The 18,511-nt window shown below is 64.3% G+C and carries 23 protein-coding genes and 1 pseudogene; 19 read left to right on the top strand and 5 right to left on the bottom strand.

What is annotated here, in order from left to right:
* Positions 1-994, top strand: a 994-nt coding sequence (locus LL253_RS13115; RefSeq protein WP_228227468.1) for a S41 family peptidase, incomplete at its 5' end; no start/stop codon positions are given.
* Between the two features lie 167 nt (positions 995-1,161).
* Here the strand turns inward: LL253_RS13115 and LL253_RS13110 are convergent.
* Positions 1,162-1,554, bottom strand: coding sequence for a hypothetical protein (locus LL253_RS13110; protein WP_228227467.1), 393 nt, complete (start codon positions 1,552-1,554; stop codon positions 1,162-1,164).
* A 132-nt stretch (positions 1,555-1,686) separates the two neighbouring features.
* Between LL253_RS13110 and LL253_RS13105 the strand changes: the two genes are divergently transcribed.
* The 10 genes from LL253_RS13105 to ccoS all read left to right on the top strand — a co-directional run bounded on the left by LL253_RS13105 (position 1,687) and on the right by ccoS (position 11,698).
* A complete protein-coding gene (locus LL253_RS13105; protein ID WP_228227466.1) occupies positions 1,687-2,913 on the top strand; it encodes an NAD(P)/FAD-dependent oxidoreductase in 1,227 nt (408 codons plus the stop codon).
* A gap of 65 nt (positions 2,914-2,978) precedes the next feature.
* A complete protein-coding gene (locus LL253_RS13100) occupies positions 2,979-3,722 on the top strand; it encodes a Crp/Fnr family transcriptional regulator (RefSeq protein ID WP_228227465.1) in 744 nt (247 codons plus the stop codon).
* A gap of 245 nt (positions 3,723-3,967) precedes the next feature.
* Complete coding sequence (ccoN, locus tag LL253_RS13095) at positions 3,968-5,626, top strand: cytochrome-c oxidase, cbb3-type subunit I (RefSeq protein WP_228227464.1); 1,659 nt, start codon at positions 3,968-3,970, stop codon at positions 5,624-5,626.
* Between the two features lie 14 nt (positions 5,627-5,640).
* Positions 5,641-6,405: a cytochrome-c oxidase, cbb3-type subunit II gene (ccoO, locus tag LL253_RS13090; protein WP_228227463.1), complete on the top strand. Its 765-nt coding sequence runs from the start codon at positions 5,641-5,643 to the stop codon at positions 6,403-6,405.
* Positions 6,402-6,578 carry a cbb3-type cytochrome c oxidase subunit 3 gene (locus LL253_RS13085; RefSeq protein WP_228227462.1) on the top strand — a complete coding sequence of 59 codons (177 nt, stop codon included), beginning with the start codon at positions 6,402-6,404 and terminating at the stop codon, positions 6,576-6,578. The genes ccoO and LL253_RS13085 overlap by 4 nt, the downstream gene beginning before the upstream one ends.
* Positions 6,571-7,500 (top strand): cytochrome-c oxidase, cbb3-type subunit III, encoded by a 930-nt coding sequence (gene ccoP / locus LL253_RS13080; protein ID WP_228227461.1) that lies wholly within the window; start codon positions 6,571-6,573, stop codon positions 7,498-7,500. The genes LL253_RS13085 and ccoP overlap by 8 nt, the downstream gene beginning before the upstream one ends.
* 11 nt (positions 7,501-7,511) lie before the next feature.
* A complete protein-coding gene (gene ccoG / locus LL253_RS13075) occupies positions 7,512-8,945 on the top strand; it encodes a cytochrome c oxidase accessory protein CcoG (protein WP_228227460.1) in 1,434 nt (477 codons plus the stop codon).
* A gap of 1 nt (position 8,946) precedes the next feature.
* Positions 8,947-9,420, top strand: a complete 474-nt coding sequence (locus tag LL253_RS13070; protein ID WP_228227459.1) for a FixH family protein — start codon at positions 8,947-8,949, stop codon at positions 9,418-9,420.
* Entirely contained in the window at positions 9,420-11,555 is a 2,136-nt protein-coding gene (locus LL253_RS13065; protein ID WP_228227458.1) for a heavy metal translocating P-type ATPase, read from the top strand. Before LL253_RS13070 ends, LL253_RS13065 begins: the two co-directional genes overlap by 1 nt.
* On the top strand, positions 11,552-11,698 hold the full coding sequence (ccoS, locus tag LL253_RS13060; RefSeq protein WP_009822804.1) for a cbb3-type cytochrome oxidase assembly protein CcoS: 147 nt from the start codon (positions 11,552-11,554) through the stop codon (positions 11,696-11,698). The genes LL253_RS13065 and ccoS overlap by 4 nt, the downstream gene beginning before the upstream one ends.
* A gap of 4 nt (positions 11,699-11,702) precedes the next feature.
* Here ccoS and LL253_RS13055 read toward each other — a convergent pair whose 3' ends face one another.
* Positions 11,703-12,065: a PilZ domain-containing protein gene (locus tag LL253_RS13055; RefSeq protein ID WP_009822803.1), complete on the bottom strand. Its 363-nt coding sequence runs from the start codon at positions 12,063-12,065 to the stop codon at positions 11,703-11,705.
* Between the two features lie 369 nt (positions 12,066-12,434).
* Here LL253_RS13055 and LL253_RS13050 point away from each other — a divergent pair, with 369 nt between their 5' ends.
* The gene (locus tag LL253_RS13050) at positions 12,435-13,181 is read left to right on the top strand and encodes an SDR family NAD(P)-dependent oxidoreductase (RefSeq protein WP_009822802.1); all 747 of its coding nucleotides are present in this window, start codon (positions 12,435-12,437) and stop codon (positions 13,179-13,181) included.
* Between the two features lie 19 nt (positions 13,182-13,200).
* On the opposite strand, the gene LL253_RS13045 is transcribed toward LL253_RS13050, so the two are convergent.
* Positions 13,201-13,419, bottom strand: coding sequence for a hypothetical protein (locus LL253_RS13045; protein ID WP_228227457.1), 219 nt, complete (start codon positions 13,417-13,419; stop codon positions 13,201-13,203).
* Positions 13,420-13,586: 167 nt separating this feature from the next.
* Here LL253_RS13045 and LL253_RS13040 point away from each other — a divergent pair, with 167 nt between their 5' ends.
* The gene (locus LL253_RS13040; RefSeq protein WP_228227456.1) at positions 13,587-13,814 is read left to right on the top strand and encodes a hypothetical protein; all 228 of its coding nucleotides are present in this window, start codon (positions 13,587-13,589) and stop codon (positions 13,812-13,814) included.
* Between the two features lie 162 nt (positions 13,815-13,976).
* Positions 13,977-14,576, top strand: a complete 600-nt coding sequence (locus LL253_RS13035; RefSeq protein ID WP_009822799.1) for a glycine zipper 2TM domain-containing protein — start codon at positions 13,977-13,979, stop codon at positions 14,574-14,576.
* Positions 14,577-14,619: 43 nt separating this feature from the next.
* Here the strand turns inward: LL253_RS13035 and LL253_RS13030 are convergent, their stop codons facing one another.
* Positions 14,620-15,237 carry a thermonuclease family protein gene (locus LL253_RS13030; RefSeq protein ID WP_228227455.1) on the bottom strand — a complete coding sequence of 206 codons (618 nt, stop codon included), beginning with the start codon at positions 15,235-15,237 and terminating at the stop codon, positions 14,620-14,622.
* Positions 15,238-15,369: 132 nt separating this feature from the next.
* Here LL253_RS13030 and LL253_RS13025 point away from each other — a divergent pair.
* Positions 15,370-15,774, top strand: a pseudogene (locus LL253_RS13025) (globin domain-containing protein); the annotation flags it as partial.
* Between the two features lie 14 nt (positions 15,775-15,788).
* On the opposite strand, the gene LL253_RS13020 reads toward LL253_RS13025, so the two are convergent.
* A complete protein-coding gene (locus LL253_RS13020; RefSeq protein ID WP_009822796.1) occupies positions 15,789-16,103 on the bottom strand; it encodes a hypothetical protein in 315 nt (104 codons plus the stop codon).
* 135 nt (positions 16,104-16,238) lie between these two features.
* Between LL253_RS13020 and LL253_RS13015 the strand changes: the two genes are divergently transcribed.
* The 4 genes from LL253_RS13015 to LL253_RS13000 are packed head-to-tail and all read left to right on the top strand — an operon-like array spanning position 16,239 to position 18,505.
* Complete coding sequence (locus LL253_RS13015; RefSeq protein WP_228227453.1) at positions 16,239-16,619, top strand: RidA family protein; 381 nt, start codon at positions 16,239-16,241, stop codon at positions 16,617-16,619.
* A gap of 15 nt (positions 16,620-16,634) precedes the next feature.
* Positions 16,635-16,991: an ArsC family reductase gene (locus LL253_RS13010; protein ID WP_037543126.1), complete on the top strand. Its 357-nt coding sequence runs from the start codon at positions 16,635-16,637 to the stop codon at positions 16,989-16,991.
* Between the two features lie 38 nt (positions 16,992-17,029).
* The gene (locus LL253_RS13005) at positions 17,030-18,040 is read left to right on the top strand and encodes a glycerophosphodiester phosphodiesterase (protein WP_407696099.1); all 1,011 of its coding nucleotides are present in this window, start codon (positions 17,030-17,032) and stop codon (positions 18,038-18,040) included.
* A gap of 39 nt (positions 18,041-18,079) precedes the next feature.
* Positions 18,080-18,505, top strand: a complete 426-nt coding sequence (locus LL253_RS13000; protein ID WP_009822792.1) for an RrF2 family transcriptional regulator — start codon at positions 18,080-18,082, stop codon at positions 18,503-18,505.
* The last annotated feature ends 6 nt before the right edge of the window (positions 18,506-18,511 follow it).

Genomic DNA, 18,511 nt, shown 5'->3' with positions numbered 1-18,511 from the left:
TGACACCCGAAACATAATCCGCAGACGGGTCACTTCTCGATGGAAAACCCGGGTCACTTCTCAGTGGAAATCAACAGGTAGCCCTTCAATCTGCAAAGCGGCATTGCAGGCGCTCCATCACAGCGCCGATAGCCCCTGTGACGATAAGTGCGAGGATGAAATCCTCACTTGGTCCTACGATCGTCTCACGAATGCGTTGCAAGAACGTGCACGGGCACTGCATTCCCTTGGTGCCACCGTGTTGCTCGTCGACATCACGAATAATGGTGGCGGGACCGAATGGGCTGAAGCTGCTGCTCGCATATTGAGTCCTAAAATGCTGACCTCGGAGCGGCGCGGCTTTGTTCGCGGTCCTCATTGGTCCGCGCAGTGGGGCGCCTTGGCCCGCCAATTGCGGGACGCTGCTGTCTCCGCATCCGTGACAGATCAGGTCCGGCTAAGCGCTTGGGCAAAAGAGGCGGAAGAGGCGCAAAGAGACGCCAGCCAGCCTTGCGCAAGCACGGGCGGCTGTGCGCTAGTCGGCCGCGCCGGATATTCGACCGGTTTGGTTGGAAGTGCGCGAGCGGGCACATTCGCGGGAAAACCGTGGGCCGACCTGGTATTTAGCATCGCACGGTTTCCGTATCATGATAGCGCATGGTCCGGCCCATTACTGGTGCTTGTGGATGACGAGACTTGGTCAGCCGCTGAAGAATTTGCCGCAGTTTTGCAGGACAACCGCGCCGCCGTGATTATTGGAAGCCGCACAGGCGGTGCTGGCTGCGGTCATACTAACGGCGGGACACCCACCATCCTGAAAAACAGCGGCGCGACTCTCGAATTACCTGACTGCGTCCGATTCCGCGCGGACGGATCGAACGAGGTGTCAGGCGTTATTCCGGATGTGCTGACCGGTTCTAAAGCCAGCGACGGCCAAGCCTTCAAAGCAAGATTGATTGTCGCACACCTGCCACGCGCGATCGATCTCGCACGTGAGCAACAGCATAGTCGCTGAACGGCGTACGCTTCGGGCAGTTGTCGTTCCCAGGCTGAATGGCAGTGGATGGACGCGGGGCTCGCAGGTTTTGGCTGTGTCGAGAAATAATGCGAAGGAGCGTGAGGCGCTAACGGCGCCGACACAGGCGGGTAGCCGCGTTCCTTCACATTATCAGTACCTCGCGATTAATCAAGGTATTGCAAAACGACACCCGCGCCATCGTGCAGGCCGCCGCCCATGCGGAGCGCGCCGTTGCCTATCTTCACCAACTGGCGAACCCCGAAGCGATTAGAGAGGCGGCAAAGGCCGTTGATGATCGAGGCCGCCCCTGTCTGGGGCGGCCACATTTTGCCACCCACCCACCAACCCGAGCGCAAGTTGCTCCCTTCGGTCGCACCTACAATCCTGCCGCCTTGTTTGACCTCGACGCCAGACCGTGGCAGACCTTGGCTGATAGTTGGAGACGGCATGACAGACGCCACTTGTCGGCGGTTCGAGTGTTTTTTCAGGCCAGTTTTTTCAGGGCCTTTCTGGGGGCCTCGGTAAACGGTCGAACCGTTATTCAAAAATAAAATCAATTAGTTCAATGAACTAGTTTGAGTCCCTCCTCCCCATTTTCCCCATTCATTCGCATATCGGCCTTGCTTCGGCTGTCAAAGCGCGCCAATCACCCCCGCAAAAGGCGGCAAGGTGAAGAGGATTGCGGGCATATGAGCCTTTATGACGTTCTGATCGTGGGTGCGGGCCATGCCGGCGCCCAGGCGGCGATTTCGCTGCGGCAATTGGGGTTTGAAGGGTCGATCGGCATGATCGGCGACGAAAAGGACCCGCCTTATGAGCGTCCGCCGCTGTCCAAGGAATATTTCGCTGGCGACAAGCCGTTCGAGCGCATCCTGATCCGCCCCGCCGCCTTCTGGGAAGAGCGCAAGATTGACATGCTGCTGGGCAAGCGGGTGAAAAGCGTCGATCCTGCGGGCAAGTTTGTGACCGTGGGCGATCGGGAGATCGGCTATGACAAGCTGATCTGGTGCACGGGCGGCAGCCCGCGCATGCTGACCTGCAATGGCGCGGATGCCGATAACGTCCACGCCGTGCGCCGCCGCGCCGATGTCGACGCGATGATGGCCAAGATGGACAGCGTCCGGCATGTGACCATCATCGGGGGCGGTTATATCGGGCTGGAAGCGGCGGCTGTGCTTACCAAGTTTGGCAAGACGGTCGTGTTGCTCGAAGCGCTGGACCGGGTGCTGGCGCGTGTTGCGGGCGAGCCGCTGTCGCGCTTTTACGAGGCGGAACACCGCACCCATGGCGTCGACCTGCGCACCGGCGCGCAGATGGATTGCATCGAGGTGGCCGACGGCAAGGCCACAGCCGTGCTGATGGCCGATGGCGAACGGATCGAGACCGACATGGTGATCGTTGGCATCGGCATCGTGCCGGAAACCGGCCCGCTGATCGCGGCGGGCGCGGTTGGCGGCAATGGCGTCGATGTCGATGAATATTGCCGCACATCGCTGCCTGACGTTTATGCGATCGGCGACTGCGCCGCGCATGCCAACCGTTTTGCGGGCGGCGCGACGATGCGGCTGGAATCGGTGCAGAACGCCAATGATCAGGCGAAGACCGCCGTCTCGCACATCGTCGGGAAGGGCGAGCCCTATAATGCCGTGCCCTGGTTCTGGTCGAACCAATATGATTTGAAGCTTCAGACGGTCGGCCTATCCACAGGCTTTGATGATGTGGTGGTGCGCGGCGATCCCGACAGCCGAAGTTTTTCCGTGGTGTATCTGAAGGGCGGCAAGGTGATCGCGCTCGATTGCGTCAATGCGGTCAAGGATTATGTTCAGGGCCGCGCCCATGTCCTGTCCGGGGCGGCGTTGGATACGCAGCAACTGGCCGACCCGGCCATTCCGCTGAAGGAAGTGGGGCTGGCCTGACGGCGCCGCCTGCATAGGGACGATTACGGATAGGGCGCGACCTGCCGCTGCGTCATGCAGCAGCCATGGATATGCGATTTGACCTGGCGCAAAATGGCGCCGCGCCCGCCGCCCTTCGGCCCCGTCCGATTGACGCCTGCACCATCTGCCTGGTGCGCGACGCGGCAATCTGCGCCGACCTGTGCGACGCGGATCGTGCGGCCTTGAGCCGGATCGGGCGGCGCGTGTCGGTGAAGGCCGGGCAAACGGTGATGTGGGAAGGCGACGACAGCAGCATCGTCGCCAATGTCATCGAAGGCACGCTCAAGCTGTCCACATCGACCGGAGGCGGGCGCGAACAGATTGTCGGCGTGGTCTATCCATCGGATTTCATCGGCCGGCCTTTCGGCGCGCGCACGCCGCACAGCGTCACGGCGCTAACGGACGCGCGGCTGTGTCTTTTTCCGCGCGGCAGCTTCGATGGCTTTGCGACAGGTCATGGGGCGTTGCAGCACCGCCTGTTGCAACGCACGCTCGACGAGCTCGACCGCACCCGCGCCTGGATGTTGTTGCTGGGTCGAAAAAGCGCGCGGGAAAAGGTCGCGACTTTCCTGATCGACATCGGGCGGCGATTGCGCGGTGATCGCGATGGCGTGATCGCGCTGCCCTTGTCGCGCCAGCAGATTGCCGATGTGCTGGGACTGACGATCGAGACCGTATCGCGTCAGATGACGGACATGAAGCGGCAGGGGCTGATAGACCTGGTCGGGCGCAGGGGCGTACGGCTGGTGGATGAGGCCGCATTGGAGCGCCTCGCCGAAATTTCCTGAGCCGCCCGTCATCGACAAGCCTGTTTTGACGCAGCCGCCATCGCACGACATTCGAACGGGCGCGTGGAGCAGCCCCCTCGCACGGCAGAAGCCGCGGGAATGGGGAGCTTCGCCACTGCCACCAGGCGCCTACGCACTTTCCCGTAAAGACCCGCTTTCCTGCATTTGACACAGCAATCCCAGGACACGCCGCGTGCTTTTTCTGACGCGCGGCGCGGACCGGGACGTGAAGCGGGGAAAGGTCCATGGATAGACTGGTTTTGCGGACGGGAGGCTGGTTCGCGCTGGCCCTGGTCGCCTTTGCAGCGATGCTGGCTGCGCGCGATGGCGGCTTTGCCGTTCATATGGGCATTGTCAGCCTGGTCGCGCTGGGGCTGGCGATCATCGCCATGCGCCGGGCCGATTATGCAGCCGTTGCCCGCGGCCTGCTGAAGATGCCGGCCGATCAGGGGCGCTATTATGACGATGTGATCCGCTGGGGCGTGATTGCCACGGTATCCTGGGCGCTGGCGGGGTTTCTCGCCGGACTCTATATCGCGTTGCAACTCGCCTTTCCGGCGCTCAATCTGGGTCTGGAATATACCAGCTTCGGCCGGCTGCGGCCGCTGCACACATCGGCGGTGATCTTTGCCTTTGGCGGCAACGCCCTCATCGCCACCAGCTTCTATGTGGTGCAGCGCACCTGTCGCGCGCGACTGTTCGCGCCCAAACTCGCCGACTTCGTCTTCTGGGGCTATCAGCTGTTCATCGTGCTGGCCGCGACCGGCTATCTGATGGGCATTACCGAAGGCAAGGAATATGCCGAGCCCGAATGGTATGTCGATCTGTGGCTGACGATCGTCTGGGTGGCCTATCTGGTCGTGTTCGGCGGCACCATCGTCAAACGGTCCGAACCGCACATCTACGTCGCCAACTGGTTCTACCTGGCGTTCATCCTGACGATCGCGATGCTGCACATCGTCAACAACCTGTCGATGCCGGTCAGCCTGCTGGGGTCCAAAAGCTATGCCGCCTTTGCCGGCGTGCAGGATGCGCTGACCCAATGGTGGTACGGCCATAATGCGGTCGGCTTCTTCCTGACCGCCGGCTTCCTGGCCATGATGTATTATTTCGTGCCCAAACAGGCGCAGCGGCCGGTCTACAGCTATCGCCTGTCGATCATCCATTTCTGGTCGCTGATCTTCCTCTATATATGGGCGGGGCCGCACCATCTGCACTACACCGCGCTGCCCGACTGGGCGCAGACGCTGGGCATGGTGTTTTCGATCATGCTGTGGATGCCGAGCTGGGGCGGGATGATCAACGGCCTGATGACGCTCAACGGCGCCTGGGACAAGATCCGCACCGATCCGATCATCCGCATGATGGTGATGGCGCTGGCCTTCTACGGCATGTCCACCTTCGAAGGGCCGATGATGTCGGTCAAGGCGGTCAACAGCCTGTCCCATTATACCGACTGGACCATCGGCCATGTGCATTCGGGCGCGCTCGGCTGGAACGGCATGATCACCTTCGCCTGCCTCTATTATCTGGCGCCGCGCCTGTGGAGGCGCGAGCGGCTCTACAGCCTGCGGCTGGTCAACTGGCACTTCTGGCTCGCGACCGTGGGTATCGTCCTTTACGCCGCGTCGATGTGGGTGGCGGGCATCATGCAAGGGCTGATGTGGCGCGAATATGGGGCCGACGGCTACCTGGTCTACGCCTTTTCCGAAGTCGTGAGCGCGATGTGGCCCATGTATCTGATCCGCGCGGCGGGCGGGCTGCTCTATCTGAGCGGGGCCATCATCATGGCCTGGAATATCGGCCGCACCATCGCGGGCAGCCCGCTGCGGCAAGAAAAGCCGATGCACGGCGCGTCGCACGACATGGCGGCCGACAAGCCGCTGATCGCCCGCCCGGCCTGAAGGGGAAACAGGACATGGCTTCCAAATTTTTCAACCATGGCACGCTGGAGCGGAACGTGTCCCTGCTGGGCATTGCCGCTTTGATCACCGTTGCCATCGGCGGCATCGTGGAGATCGCGCCGCTCTTCTGGATCGACAACACGATCGAGAAGGTGGAGGGCATGCGCCCCTATACGCCGCTGGAGCTGGCCGGGCGCAACATCTACATTCGCGAAGGCTGCTATAACTGCCACAGCCAGATGATCCGCCCCTTTCGCGACGAGGTGGAACGCTATGGGCATTACAGCCTGGCCGCCGAGAGCATGTATGATCACCCGTTCCAATGGGGGTCGAAGCGCACCGGGCCGGACCTGGCGCGGGTGGGCGGCCGCTATTCCGACGAATGGCATGTCCAGCATCTGAAGGACCCCCGCGCGGTCGTGCCCGAATCCATCATGCCGACCTATCCCTTCCTCGCCGAGCGCGACCTCAAGCCCGGGGACATGCGCGCCGACCTCAAGGCCCTGACGCGGGTGGGCGTTCCCTACAGCGACGCCGACATCAGCAAGGCGAATGACGATCTGGCCGCGCAGGCCGATCCCGATGCCGACACGACCGACCTGCTCAAACGCTATCCCAAGGCGCAGGCGCGCGATTTCGACGGTGATCCGAGCCGCCTGACCGAGATGGACGCGCTGGTCGCCTATCTCCAGATGATCGGCACGCTGGTCGATGTCGATGCCGCCCGACCCCAGGAATCCCTGCCGGGTCAGGTCGCGCCGAAGGAGGACGGGCGATGAGCTACGACGCGCTGCGCCATTTCGCGGACAGCTGGGGGCTGGTGTTCATGGGGGCGACCTATGGGCTGCTGATCGGGTGGCATTTCCTGCCGCACGGGCGACGACACAGCCATCGCGCCGCGACGATGATCTTCGAAAGCGAAAGTGAAGCGACGGAGGCCGAACATGGCTGACGAACCGACAAAAGCCGTCGATGCCGCGACCGGCACGCCCTTCAAGGGGCATGAATGGGACGGCATCCGCGAACTGGACACGCCGTTGCCGCGCTGGTGGCTGTGGACCTTCTACGCGACGATCCTGTTCGCGATCGGCTACACCATCGCCTATCCCGCCTGGCCCATGATCGACAGCGCCACGCGCGGAATGCTGGGATGGTCGAGTCGGGGGGCGCTGGCGAGCGAGCTGGCCGCGCGGGATGCGCAACTGGCACCTGTGCATCAGGCGATCGCCGCCACCACCATCGCGAAGCTGGCCGGTCGGCCGGAATTGATGCGCGTTGCGGTCGAAGGCGGTCGGGCGGCGTTCAAGGTGCATTGCGTCCAATGCCATGGGGCGGGGGCGGCCGGATCGAACGGCTATCCCAATCTCAACGATGACGACTGGCTGTGGGGCGGCGATCTCGCCACCATTGAAAAGACGATCACCGATGGCATCCGCAACCCCGACCATGCCGACACGCGCCAGTCGATGATGCCGGCATTTGGCCGCGACCAGTTGCTGACGCCCCAGCAGGTGGATGATGTCGTCGCGCATGTTCGCGTCATCAGCCACCAGGACAAGCCGAACGACGCAGCGCGTCGGGGCGCGCAGCTGTTCGCCGACAATTGCGCGGTCTGCCATGGTGCGGGCGGCACGGGCAGTCGCGAACTGGGCGCGCCCAATCTGACGGATGGCATATGGCTGTATGGCGGCGATGCAGACACGATCCGGCAGACCATATGGAACAGCCGCCAGGGGGTCATGCCGCGCTGGAACGACAAGTTGGACAAGGCGACGATCCGGATGCTGGCGGCCTATGTGCACAGCCTGGGTGGCGGCGAAGCCCTGCCAGCGGCCGCCCCAGCCCCTGCGGACAATGCCGCCGCCCAGCCCTGAAGGAAGATGTCATGCTGATGCCTGCCGGTTCCGGCGATCTCTACGAGAAGCGCAAGGGTGTCTACCCCAAGGCGGTGGATGGCTTTTACCGGCGTTTCAAATGGGCGGTCATGGCGGTGACGCTGGCGATCTATTGGGGGACGCCGTGGCTTCGATGGGACCGGGGGCCTTATGCGCCCGACCAGGCGGTGCTCGTCGACCTGGCGCATCGGCGCTTCTACATGTTCGCGATCGAAATCTGGCCGCATGAATTCTATTATGTGGCGGGTCTGCTGATCATGGCGGGGATCGGGCTGTTCCTTGTGACTTCGGCGGTAGGGCGCGCCTGGTGCGGCTATGCCTGTCCGCAGACCGTATGGACCGACCTGTTCCAGCATGTCGAACGCTTCATCGATGGCGATCGCAATGCGCAGATCCGGCTTGCGAAGGCGCCATGGAGCGCGGGCAAGCTGGCGCGGCGGCTGGCGAAGTGGGGCGTCTGGCTGGTCATCGCCTTTCTGACCGGAGGCGCCTGGATCTTTTACTTCGCCGATGCGCCGACCCTGCAGCGCGCCTTCTGGAACGGCACGGCCGCGCCGGTCGCCTATGCAACGACAGCGGTGCTGACAGCGACGACGTTCCTGCTGGGCGGTTTCCTGCGCGAACAGGTCTGCATCTATATGTGCCCGTGGCCGCGCATCCAAACGGCCATGCTGGACGAAAAGTCGCTGGTCGTCACCTATAAGCACTGGCGGGGCGAAAAGCGTGGCAGCCTGAAGAAGGCTGCCGCCCATCCGCAGCAATTTGGCGATTGCATCGATTGCGACCAGTGCGTCGCGGTCTGCCCGACCGGCATAGATATTCGCGAAGGGCCGCAGATCGGCTGCATCACCTGCGCGCTGTGCATCGATGCGTGCGACCGGGTGATGGCGCAGGTCGGCCGGCTCCGGGGCCTGATCGATTATTGCACCGAGGACGACGCCGAAGCGGAAAAGCAGGGCAGCCCGCCGCGACCCCTGTCGCAATCGCTGCTGCGTCCCCGGACGATCGCTTATCTGACAGCGTGGAGCGCGATCGGCGCGGCGATGCTGTTCGCACTGGGCGCGCGAACGCGCATCGACATCGCGGCGCAGCAGGACCGCAACCCCATTTTCGTAAGACTTTCGGATGGCGCCATCCGCAACGCCTATACCATCAAGATCCGCAACATGGAGGCGCGGCCGCGCCCGGTTGCCGTATCGACCGATGGCCTGGCCGGGGCTGCCTTGTGGACCGACGCGACGCCCAGGGACGACGCATCGAGCCGGATCGTCGCCACCGTGCCGGCCGACAGCGTCGCCAAGCTGCGCCTGTTCATTGCCGCGCCGGCCGTCGGCCCGCAGCGGCAGGATTTCCGCTTCATCGTGCGGGCGACCGATCGCGAAGGCGGCGGCGACAGCGAAGATGCTCGTTTCGAAAGGCCCTGACATGCGCGATGCAGTTTCCTCCCGCCGGTTCACCGGCTGGCACATGACCGCAATCCTGGTCGGCTTCTTTGTCGTGGTGATCGCGGTCAACATGGTGATGGCGACGGTCGCGGTCCGCAGCTTCGGCGGGACCGTGGTCGACAACAGCTATGTCGAGAGCCAGAAGTTCAACGCCTATCTGGGGCAGGCAAGGGCGCAGGCCGCACTGGGATGGCACCAGCAAATCGCGACGGATGCGGGCCGGCATGTCATGCTGTGGCTGGACGACGAAGCGGGCGCGGCGGTGAAGGGGGCCATGGTGCGTGCCGTCGCCCAGCATCCGTTGGGACGCGCCGCCGATATCGCCCTGGTGATGCAGGAGGAACGGCCGGGGCGCTATGTCAGCGATCGCGTCCTGCCAGCCGGGCGATGGCAACTGCGCGTGACGGTAACGCGGGATCGCCAGCAGCGGCATCTGATGGCGGAGATCGACTGATGGCGACCCAGCCCCTGATCGACGACGCTCCGGCTGAGGCCGCCTTGATCGAGAGCCAGTTCGTTGTTCCTTCACTTCACTGTGCCGGATGCATCGCCAAGATCGAGAACGGCCTGGCGCGCATCGACGGGATCGCGTCCGCGCGCGTCAACATGAGCGCCAAGCGCGTGACCGTGCGCCATGATCCGGCGATGGAGCCGCCCGCACTCAAGGCGGCGATCGTGGCGCTGGGGTTCGACGCTGAACCGCTGGCCGATCCGGGCGTCGATCTGGCGGCGGCGGAAGGCCGGGCGCTGCTGCGCGCGCTGGCGGTGGCGGGTTTCGCCGCCATGAACATCATGTTGCTGTCGGTTTCGGTGTGGTCCGGGGCGGACGGCGGCACACGGCAGATGTTCCACTGGCTTTCCGCGCTGATCGCGCTGCCCGCGATCGCCTATGCCGGTCAGCCCTTTTTCCGGTCCGCCTGGGCGGCGGCACGGCAGGGGCGGACCAATATGGACGTTCCGATCAGCATCGGCGTGCTGCTGACGACGGGCATGAGCCTGTATGAAACCGCGACGGGGGGTGCGGACGCCTGGTTCGACGGCGCGGTGATGCTGCTGTTCTTCCTGCTGGCGGGGCGGAGCCTGGATGCGATGATGCGCGGACGCGCCCGCGCCAGCGTCGCGGCGCTGCTGAAACATGGCGCGCCCGGCGCGCTGGTGTTGACCGACAGCGGACAAAGCCGCTGGACGGCGGCGGCGCAGTTGCAGCCGGGGATGCGGATGCTGGTCGCAGCAGGGGAGCGACTGGCCGCGGACGGGCGCGTTGTCGAAGGGGCGTCGGGCATGGACATCGCGTTCCTGACCGGCGAAAGCGCGCCCGTCCGTGTCGGGCCGGGCGACGTGGTGCAGGCCGGCGCGCTTAATGTCGAGGCCCCGATTACCGTGCTGGTGACGGCAGCTGGGCCGGACACGGTGATTGCCGATATCGCCCGGCTGATGGACGAAGCGGGGCAGGGCCGGTCGCGGCATGTCCGGATCGCCGACCGGGCCGCGCGCTATTATGCGCCCGCCGTGCACCTGACCGCCGCGCTGGCCTTTGCGGGATGGATGATGGCCGGGGCCGGAATGCATCAGGCGATGCTGGTCGCCATTGCCGTTCTGTTGATCACCTGCCCCTGCGCGCTGGGACTGGCGGTGCCCGCCGCGCAGGTCGTCGCCTGCGGCGCGCTGATGCGCCGGGGTATCCTCGTCAAGGATGGGTCGGCGCTCGAGCGCATGGCCGAGGTGGACAGCATCGTCTTCGACAAGACCGGCACGCTGACGCTGGGCCGTCCGGTGCCCGAGGGAATGGATGCGATGGCGCGGCAGGATCGGGCGATCCTGCTGGCCTTGGCGCGCGCCAGTCGCCATCCGCTCAGCATCGCACTGCGGCAGGCGCTGGAGGCGCATGGCGTAGAGGCGGCCCGGCTGGACGATCTGCGGGACGTGCCGGGGGAGGGGCTGTTCGCGCGTCATGCGGGGGTTGCGGTATCGCTGGCGCGGCCGCGCGGCCTTGTCAGCCTGTTCGGCCTTGCCAGCGAATATCGGCACGGGACGGAGGCGCACCTGCTGCGATTTTCGGATGCCTTGCGCCGGGACGCCGGCGAAATCCTGCCAGCCTTGCAGAGCGCCGGCTACCGGATCGTGATCGCGAGCGGCGATCGGCCTGAGGCGCTGGGTCCGGTGGCGCGCGCGACTGGGGCCACCGCGATCGGGCATTTGCGGCCCGCCGACAAGCTGGCGCTGGTTGAACGCATGAAGCGCCAGGGGCACAGGGTGCTGATGGTGGGGGACGGACTGAATGACGGACCGGCGCTGGCGGCGGGGCATGCCAGCATGGCCCCGGCCTGCGCCAGCGACGCCAGTCAGTTGGCGGCGGATGTGGTGTTTATGGGCGATGTCCTGGCGCCTGTCGGCATCACCTTGCGCGCGGCCCGGCGTACCATTCACATCGTGCGGCAGAATTTCGCGCTGGCGATCGGCTATAATATCCTGGCCGTTCCGCTGGCGGTGGCGGGCAAGGTCACGCCGCTGGTTGCTGCCGTCGCCATGTCGCTGTCGTCGCTGATCGTCGTCGCCAACGCGCTCCGGCTCAATGGCGCCGCCCGATGACCGGGCTGGCGCTGCTCATTCCCCTTGCGCTGCTGTGCGGCGGGGTGGCGCTGGCGGGCTTTTTCGCGGCTTTGCGCTCGGGCCAGTTCGACGATCCGGACGGCGCAGCGATGCGCATCCTGAGCGACGAGGAGGATCGCTAGGATTTTAGCGGGTGGGTTCAGGCCGCAGGCGTGCCGCCTGATTCATCATGTCCTCAATCCGCGCGGCACCATCGACATTGGCGCGGATAACCTGCCAGGGATCGACGCTCTGGGCGAAACGCATGCCGCACAGGTCGCCGCGCGACCACATGATGCGCGCTTCCATGTCGATATCCTTGGCCCGCAGCCGAACCGTGGTCCCAATGCGGAAGCCATCGCGATGTTCAAGCAGGCACCCGCCCGCCGAAACGTCACCCACGATGACCTTGCGGCAGTCCTCGCCCTCCAGCAAATCCGCTTCGAACGCGGTGACGAAGCGCGCATGGCGACGCCGATCGAAACGTGCTGCCAATTCGGTGATAGTCATTGTCCGGCACCTCCGAAAATACGCCCGCAGCCCTGATGCGCCACGATGGCAAGGAGCCGAATCTGGCAGTCAATCGTTAACAACCGGTAACTCGATGCGGCCGCCACGGCAGGCGGAGTGTTTGGTGCGGGGACGTGATGATGCGCCTTGGGCCGGCCCGGCTGGCAGTCCGTCGGAGGACCCCGACGAGGAATTTGCATCCGAAAGGAACTCGATCCTCCGCGATGGAAAGTCCGATCAGTGATCAGCCTGTCGCCTGAGCCCTGCCGTGAGCGGTTGTCTCGCGCGCATCGCTACGCCACATAAGGCGCGACGATGCACGCGGGATGGCTGATATTCGCCGGTCCCGCCTTGCCAACAGGAGACCGCATGACTGACCGGACCGTTCTCATCACCGGCGCCACCGCCGGCATTGGCGAAGCGGCCGCACGCGCCTTTGCAGCAGCGGGATGGCGCGTGATCGGCACGGGCCGACGGGCCGAACGGCTGGAAGCGCTGGCGACCGAAATTGGCCCTAAGATGCACATGCTTGCTTTCGACATGCGCGACGAGGCGGCGATCGACGGGGCGCTGGCATCGCTGCCCCCGGAATTTCAGGCCATCGACCTGCTGATCAACAATGCCGGTCTGGCGCTCGGCACCGCGCCGGCGCACAAGGCGGACCTGGCGCAATGGCGGCAGATGATCGACACCAATATAAACGGGCTTATCGCCATCACCCACAAGCTGCTGCCGCGTCTGGTGGAGCGCAAGGGCGCGATCATCAATCTGAGTTCGGTGGCGGCGACCTATCCCTATGCGGGCGGGAATGTCTATGGCGGGACCAAGGCGTTCGTGCAGCAATTCTCGCTTGGCCTGCGGTCCGATCTGCACGGCACGGGGGTGCGTGTCACCTCGATCGAACCGGGCATGGTCGAAACCGAATTCACCTTCGTGCGCACCGGTAGCCAGGATGCTTCGGATACGCTTTATGGCGGCGCCGATCCGATGACGGGAGAGGATATTGCGCAGACCCTGTTGTGGGTCGCGACGCTGCCGCCGCACCTCAACATCAACCGGCTGGAGTTGATGCCGGTAAGCCAGTCCTTTGCGGGATTTCAGGTCGCGCGGGGATAATCGGTCGGGGTGGTCGCCGTCAGGCGCAGAGCCCCTCCGCCTCCTCCACATGCAGCGGTTCCTGGTCCTTGGGCATTGCAGGCGCCCTGCCATAGGGAACATGCATGCCGGAAACCTGCAGCGCCTCGGCATAGAAGTCCCACCATTGGAGCGTCATCTGCCACGGGATTTGCCAGGCCTGAAACAGCGGGGTCCAGACGTCTGCGGCAGGATGATCTTCGAAACGTGCGATGGTCATGCGTCGTCTCCTTGTGAGTCGTGCTTATATCATGACCGGAAGGCAGCCCGACCCATGATGTTCCCGATTTCCCGAAAAATCGGACGGTCTGATGTGGGGGTGCGCAATCAGGTCCGAAATGGCGCAAACTGCCGCCATTTCGGCGGTAAGGGCGATAAGGTGGAGGCATGCCTCTGTCCGGACCAATCCGCCACGCCTATATCTGCCCTATCTGCGGCAGCGATCATGTCGCGCGCGATGCACGGGTCATATGGGATGTCTCGGCGCAGAATTGGGTTATCGAAACGCTGTTCGATCAGGCCCATTGCCAGCATTGTGACGATCGCACGCGGCTACAACGTGTGGTGCTGACCAGCCCAACCACCTTTGCCGCGCCCGAAGGAGGCGTTGATTGAAGCCATCATCCTGGTTTTGGGGAACAGGGCGTCCCCCCTGCGGTCCCCGTAAAGCTAGGTCGCACTGTCCCCTGCCTGAACGGCAGGTTTTGTATCGTTCATGCAACATGTTTCAGAACAGCGAGTTCTGTCGCCATGATATGATTCAAGGAGCTTCGAGCCATGATGACCCCGTTCAAGCGCGCCCTTGCGGCCCTGTCGCTGGGCGCGATGACGCTGACCGGCATCACCGCCGTGCCTGCGCTGGCCCAGCCGGGCCATAAGGCGCGCGAACATCGCAGGGATGTCCGCGATGCCCGCCGTGAGTATCGCCGCGACAGCCGCCAGGCGCAGCGACGCTATGTGCAGGATCAGCGCCGCGCGCAGCGCGACTATCGCCGGGACGTGCGCGAGGCGCGGCGCGACTGGCGGGGCGACCGTCGCGGTGCTTATCGCCGGCCCGGCCGGGTCGTCTATCGCTATGACTGGAACCGGCCCGACCCGCGCTATGGTCGCTTCTATCGTCCGGACCGCTATTATCGAACCGGGTACGCGCCGATCCGTGTCGATCGCCGTACGCGCATCTATCGCGGCTATGACGATCGCTATTATTGCCGCCGTTCGGACGGCACGACCGGCCTGATCGTCGGTGCGGCGCTGGGTGGCCTGCTGGGCAGCCAGATTGATCGGGGTCAGTCCAACATCGCGGGTGTGCTGATCGGTGGTGGTGCCGGCGCCCTGCTAGGCCGGGAAATTGATCGTGGCGGATTGAACTGCCGCTGAAGAGACGGCGGGAAGGGGTTAGGGTTCGTAACGTCTTCCCGCTTCAGCACCAGGGATGGCGCGCGCCATCCCAGTCTCGCGCCAGCCCCTCGGCGACCAAAATGGCCCCGATCGACTCTCCGCTGCGCGTGACAATGCGGAGCGAGCGGCCATAGCGATCCATATCGCGATCTCCCTGCTCCAGTGAAAACGCGCCCGCGTTCATCAGGCTTTGCAATCGACGGGTTGCCCGCGCGCCGAGCGCCGCTTCGGCCGGGCAGCGGGGGCCATGGGTTTCGGGCGTATCGATGTCGGCGATGCGATATTTGGCCCCCTGGAACCAGAAGGTGTCGCCGTCGACCACGCAATTTGTCCCGCCGCCGCTGTGGCAGAAGCCGAAGCTGGCGGTCAGCATGTCGGCCGATGCCGCAGGACGCGCGGGCGAATGCTCGCCGGCGTGATCGAATAACCGGGCGGCTTCCAGCCAGCCGGGGCCATACCAACCCAGCAACAGCCCCAGGCAAACCATATAAACGAGCGCAGGGCCGCTGACGCTGCGATCTACCGCTTTGCGCTGGAGTCTGGCGTTAGCACCGCTGCGCGACCAGCTATTATGCGCATCGCGTGTGCGTGACTGCCGCTTGGTCCGGAGAAATCCTGTTGCCATGCCCTGTTGTGCCATGGCGTCGGGAAAGGAGAGGTTAAGACTGCGCCATCTCTCCGCGAGTGTGGATCAGACAGGAATTGACCACGGTCAAAGCGCCGCTTGCTGATGGTGCTACCATGGGATGATGATCCAGATTGGAGCCAGTCCATGAACGCCGCCGCATCGCCCCAGTCGGTACCCAATCCTTATGGCCGCAGCGGCGGTGAGATCGTCGTGAGAGCGATCGTGGATCGCTTTTACGATCTGGTGGAACAGGACAGCCGGTTCGTGGCGCTACGCGGCATTCATGCGGCGGACCCGGGGCCGGTGCGGCACGGCCTGACGCGATTCATCGTCGGATGGCTCGGCGGTCCGCGAGACTGGTTCGAACGCGGCCCCTGCATCATGACGCTGCATCGCGTCTTTCCCGTGACCCCGGCGCTGGCCGATCAATGGGCGACGGCGATGACCTGCGCCATCGCCGGACAAGACGGGCTGGACCCGGCCATGGGTGATGCCATGGCGCAAGCACTGGGCCACCTCGCCCGGGGCATGATCAATCTGCCGCTGGATGCGGGTCAGACCGATCAGGGCAGTCCGTCCTCGTCATCCGCATCCTCGGTATCGCCCAGAACGTCCTCTTCGTCGTCCATTTGCGGTTCGCCGGCATAGGCATCCATGTCGAGCCGACCCGAACGGTTCATCGCGTTCATCTTTTCTACCAGATCCTCGGTGTCGTCTGGCACGAGCTGCGCCGGATCGGTCTTGCCGCCCCGCTCGCTGTCTTCGCTCAGGTCAATGCTGCGGGTGGCGGCGTCATCGGCCACGTCCTGCGCCTGGGTGCCGGCTTCGGCCTGTTCGCTATTCTCTTCCATCTCGCGATCGGGGGTGGGGCGGTCCATGATGCGTCTCCTGTCAACTATACGGCCTTGATGAACGGCCGGCCGGGGCGGCTGTTCCGGGAAAAGCGCTGGACAGGGCGCAGAGGAGGGGGCAAAGCGCCCTGCGATCCTTTCGCACCGCAGCAGGAATCCTTCATGCCTCGCCAGCTCATCTCCTCCGGCTCGCCCTTCGAGGCGCAGGTCGGCTATTCGCGCGCCGTCGTTCAAGGTGACTGGTGCTTCGTGGCCGGCACGACGGGCATGGACCCAGATACCAAAGTGATGCCAGGCGATGTGGTCGAACAGGGGCGCAACGCATTCAAGACCATTGGCAAGGCGCTCGACGAAGCGGGCTTTTCCTTCGCCGACGTGGTGCGCGTCACTTATTATATCACCGACGCCGCCTATTGGGACGTGATGGGCGACATCGCCGGCCCCATATTCGGCGACATCCGCCCGGCGGCAAGCTGCGTTATCGCAGGGCTGGTCAAGCCGGAAATGAAGATCGAGATCGAAGTCACCGCGTTCAAAGGGTGACAGGAGCACAGCATCATGATTACCATGTACGGCATCAAGAATTGCGACACCATCAAGAAGGCCCGCAACTGGCTGGACAATGAGCGCGTCCCCTACAGCTTTCACGATTACAAGGTATCGGGCGTCGACAAGGACCGCCTGGAGGAATGGGTGATGGAGCATGGCTGGGAAACCATCCTCAACCGCTCCGGCACGACCTTTAAGGCGCTGGACGCGGGCGACAAGGCGCATATCGATGCGGACAAGGCGATCTTGCTGATGATGGCCAACCCCTCGATGATCAAACGCCCGATCCTGGACACCGGCAAGGGTACGATCGTCGGGTTCAAGGCGACGACCTACGAAAATGCGCTGCATGGCGTGAAGGCATGAGCGTGCGGAGGCTGGCGCGATTAGGGCTGATTGTTCTGATGAGCCTCCTCCCTCTCTCGATGGCCCGGGCTGCGCCCGGCGCGGACCCCATCCTCATCGCGCATCGCGGCGCGAGCGGCGAACGGCCCGAACATACGCTGGCCGCCTATGAGCGCGCGATCGACCAGGGTGCGGATTATATCGAACCCGACCTGGTGCTGACCAAGGACGGTGTGCTGGTCGCCCGCCACGAAAATGAGATTGGCGGGACGACGGACGTCGCCAATCATCCCGAATTTGCCGATCGCAAGACAACCAAGGTCATTGACGGCGTCGAAATGGCGGGCTGGTTCACCGAGGACTTCACCTTGGCGGAACTGCGCACGCTGCGCGCGCGCGAACGGTTGCCCGACCTGCGCCCGGCCAACAAGCGCTTTGACGCGCTCTACCAGATCCCGACATTCGAGGAGATATTGAAGCTGGTGCGCGCCAAGGAAGCGGAGACCGGCCGGCGGATCGGCCTTTATCCCGAAACCAAGCACCCCAGCTATTTCGCGGGCATCGGCCTGCCCCACCAGGCACCCTTGCTCGATCTGCTCAGCCGCTACGGCTATATGACGCAGGCCGATCCGGTCTTCATCCAGTCGTTCGAGGTCGGCAATCTGAAGGCGCTGCGCGCCGCCACCCGGCTGCGCCTCATCCAGTTGGTGGATGCGCAGGGCGGGCCAGCCGATATGCCGGGCACCAGCTGTGACGACATGCTGACGGTCCAGGGGTTGGCGGAGATCGCGACCTATGCCGATGGCATCGGCCCGTCCGCCGCGCAGGTGATCGCGCCCGAAGGCGCGACGGCGCTGGTTGGCCGCGCCCATGATGCGGGCTTGCAGGTGCATGTCTGGACGCTGCGAATGGAAAATCCCTTCCTGCCCACCCAATATCAGCGCGGCGATGATCCCGAAGGGCGCGGTGACTTTGCCGGCTATGTCCGCGCGATCGTCGCAGCCGGGGTCGATGGCTTTTTCACCGACTTTCCAGGGCAGGCGCGCGCGGCGATGACGGCCGCGCCCTAAGCGCTTGTCAAATGGCGGGCGCGGGCGAATAACGGGATCATGCTGTCCCAGAAGACCCGTTATGCCATTCGCGCTCTCCAGCATCTTGCCGACCGTTACCGCCAAGGCCCTGTGCCGTTGAACGAGATTGCCACGCGGCAGAATATTCCGGCCAAGTTCCTGACCGTGATCCTGTCCGAATTGTCGCGCGAAGGGCTGGTGGCGACGCAGCGCGGCCGGGACGGCGGCTATTGGCTGGCGCTGGCACCAGTCGATGTGAGCTATGGCGATATCGTCCGGCTGACCCGCGGATCGCTGGCTCTGACGCCCTGCGCCAGCCGCTTCGCGCATGAAAGCTGCACCAACTGCCTGCCCGAAAGCGAGTGCCGGCTGCATCGCATCATGCTGCGCGTGCGCGACGAGACGGCCAAGGTGCTGGACGGCATCAGCCTGGCCGAGCCGATCCCGCTGGCGGCGGAGGACTGACCCTTG

This window comes from Sphingobium soli, assembly GCF_020782245.1.
Lineage (GTDB): Bacteria > Pseudomonadota > Alphaproteobacteria > Sphingomonadales > Sphingomonadaceae > Sphingobium > Sphingobium soli.
Note: the sequence above shows the minus strand (reverse complement) of the source record. Positions and strands in the feature narration are given on the sequence as shown.

What these genes read in the sequence shown, in the direction of transcription:
- LL253_RS13020 (WP_009822796.1), bottom strand. Translation starts at nt 16,103, where the DNA reads ATGGACCGCCCCACCCCCGATCGCGAGATGGAAGAGAATAGCGAACAG.
- LL253_RS13035 (WP_009822799.1), top strand. Translation starts at nt 13,977, where the DNA reads ATGATGACCCCGTTCAAGCGCGCCCTTGCGGCCCTGTCGCTGGGCGCG.
- LL253_RS13030 (WP_228227455.1), bottom strand. Translation starts at nt 15,237, where the DNA reads ATGGCACAACAGGGCATGGCAACAGGATTTCTCCGGACCAAGCGGCAG.
- ccoS (WP_009822804.1), top strand. Translation starts at nt 11,552, where the DNA reads ATGACCGGGCTGGCGCTGCTCATTCCCCTTGCGCTGCTGTGCGGCGGG.
- LL253_RS13100 (WP_228227465.1), top strand. Translation starts at nt 2,979, where the DNA reads ATGGATATGCGATTTGACCTGGCGCAAAATGGCGCCGCGCCCGCCGCC.
- ccoP (WP_228227461.1), top strand. Translation starts at nt 6,571, where the DNA reads ATGGCTGACGAACCGACAAAAGCCGTCGATGCCGCGACCGGCACGCCC.
- LL253_RS13070 (WP_228227459.1), top strand. Translation starts at nt 8,947, where the DNA reads ATGCGCGATGCAGTTTCCTCCCGCCGGTTCACCGGCTGGCACATGACC.
- LL253_RS13105 (WP_228227466.1), top strand. Translation starts at nt 1,687, where the DNA reads ATGAGCCTTTATGACGTTCTGATCGTGGGTGCGGGCCATGCCGGCGCC.
- LL253_RS13040 (WP_228227456.1), top strand. Translation starts at nt 13,587, where the DNA reads ATGCCTCTGTCCGGACCAATCCGCCACGCCTATATCTGCCCTATCTGC.
- ccoG (WP_228227460.1), top strand. Translation starts at nt 7,512, where the DNA reads ATGCTGATGCCTGCCGGTTCCGGCGATCTCTACGAGAAGCGCAAGGGT.
- LL253_RS13010 (WP_037543126.1), top strand. Translation starts at nt 16,635, where the DNA reads ATGATTACCATGTACGGCATCAAGAATTGCGACACCATCAAGAAGGCC.
- ccoN (WP_228227464.1), top strand. Translation starts at nt 3,968, where the DNA reads ATGGATAGACTGGTTTTGCGGACGGGAGGCTGGTTCGCGCTGGCCCTG.
- LL253_RS13085 (WP_228227462.1), top strand. Translation starts at nt 6,402, where the DNA reads ATGAGCTACGACGCGCTGCGCCATTTCGCGGACAGCTGGGGGCTGGTG.
- LL253_RS13050 (WP_009822802.1), top strand. Translation starts at nt 12,435, where the DNA reads ATGACTGACCGGACCGTTCTCATCACCGGCGCCACCGCCGGCATTGGC.
- LL253_RS13015 (WP_228227453.1), top strand. Translation starts at nt 16,239, where the DNA reads ATGCCTCGCCAGCTCATCTCCTCCGGCTCGCCCTTCGAGGCGCAGGTC.
- LL253_RS13000 (WP_009822792.1), top strand. Translation starts at nt 18,080, where the DNA reads ATGCTGTCCCAGAAGACCCGTTATGCCATTCGCGCTCTCCAGCATCTT.
- LL253_RS13045 (WP_228227457.1), bottom strand. Translation starts at nt 13,419, where the DNA reads ATGACCATCGCACGTTTCGAAGATCATCCTGCCGCAGACGTCTGGACC.
- ccoO (WP_228227463.1), top strand. Translation starts at nt 5,641, where the DNA reads ATGGCTTCCAAATTTTTCAACCATGGCACGCTGGAGCGGAACGTGTCC.
- LL253_RS13065 (WP_228227458.1), top strand. Translation starts at nt 9,420, where the DNA reads ATGGCGACCCAGCCCCTGATCGACGACGCTCCGGCTGAGGCCGCCTTG.
- LL253_RS13005 (WP_407696099.1), top strand. Translation starts at nt 17,030, where the DNA reads ATGAGCCTCCTCCCTCTCTCGATGGCCCGGGCTGCGCCCGGCGCGGAC.
- LL253_RS13055 (WP_009822803.1), bottom strand. Translation starts at nt 12,065, where the DNA reads ATGACTATCACCGAATTGGCAGCACGTTTCGATCGGCGTCGCCATGCG.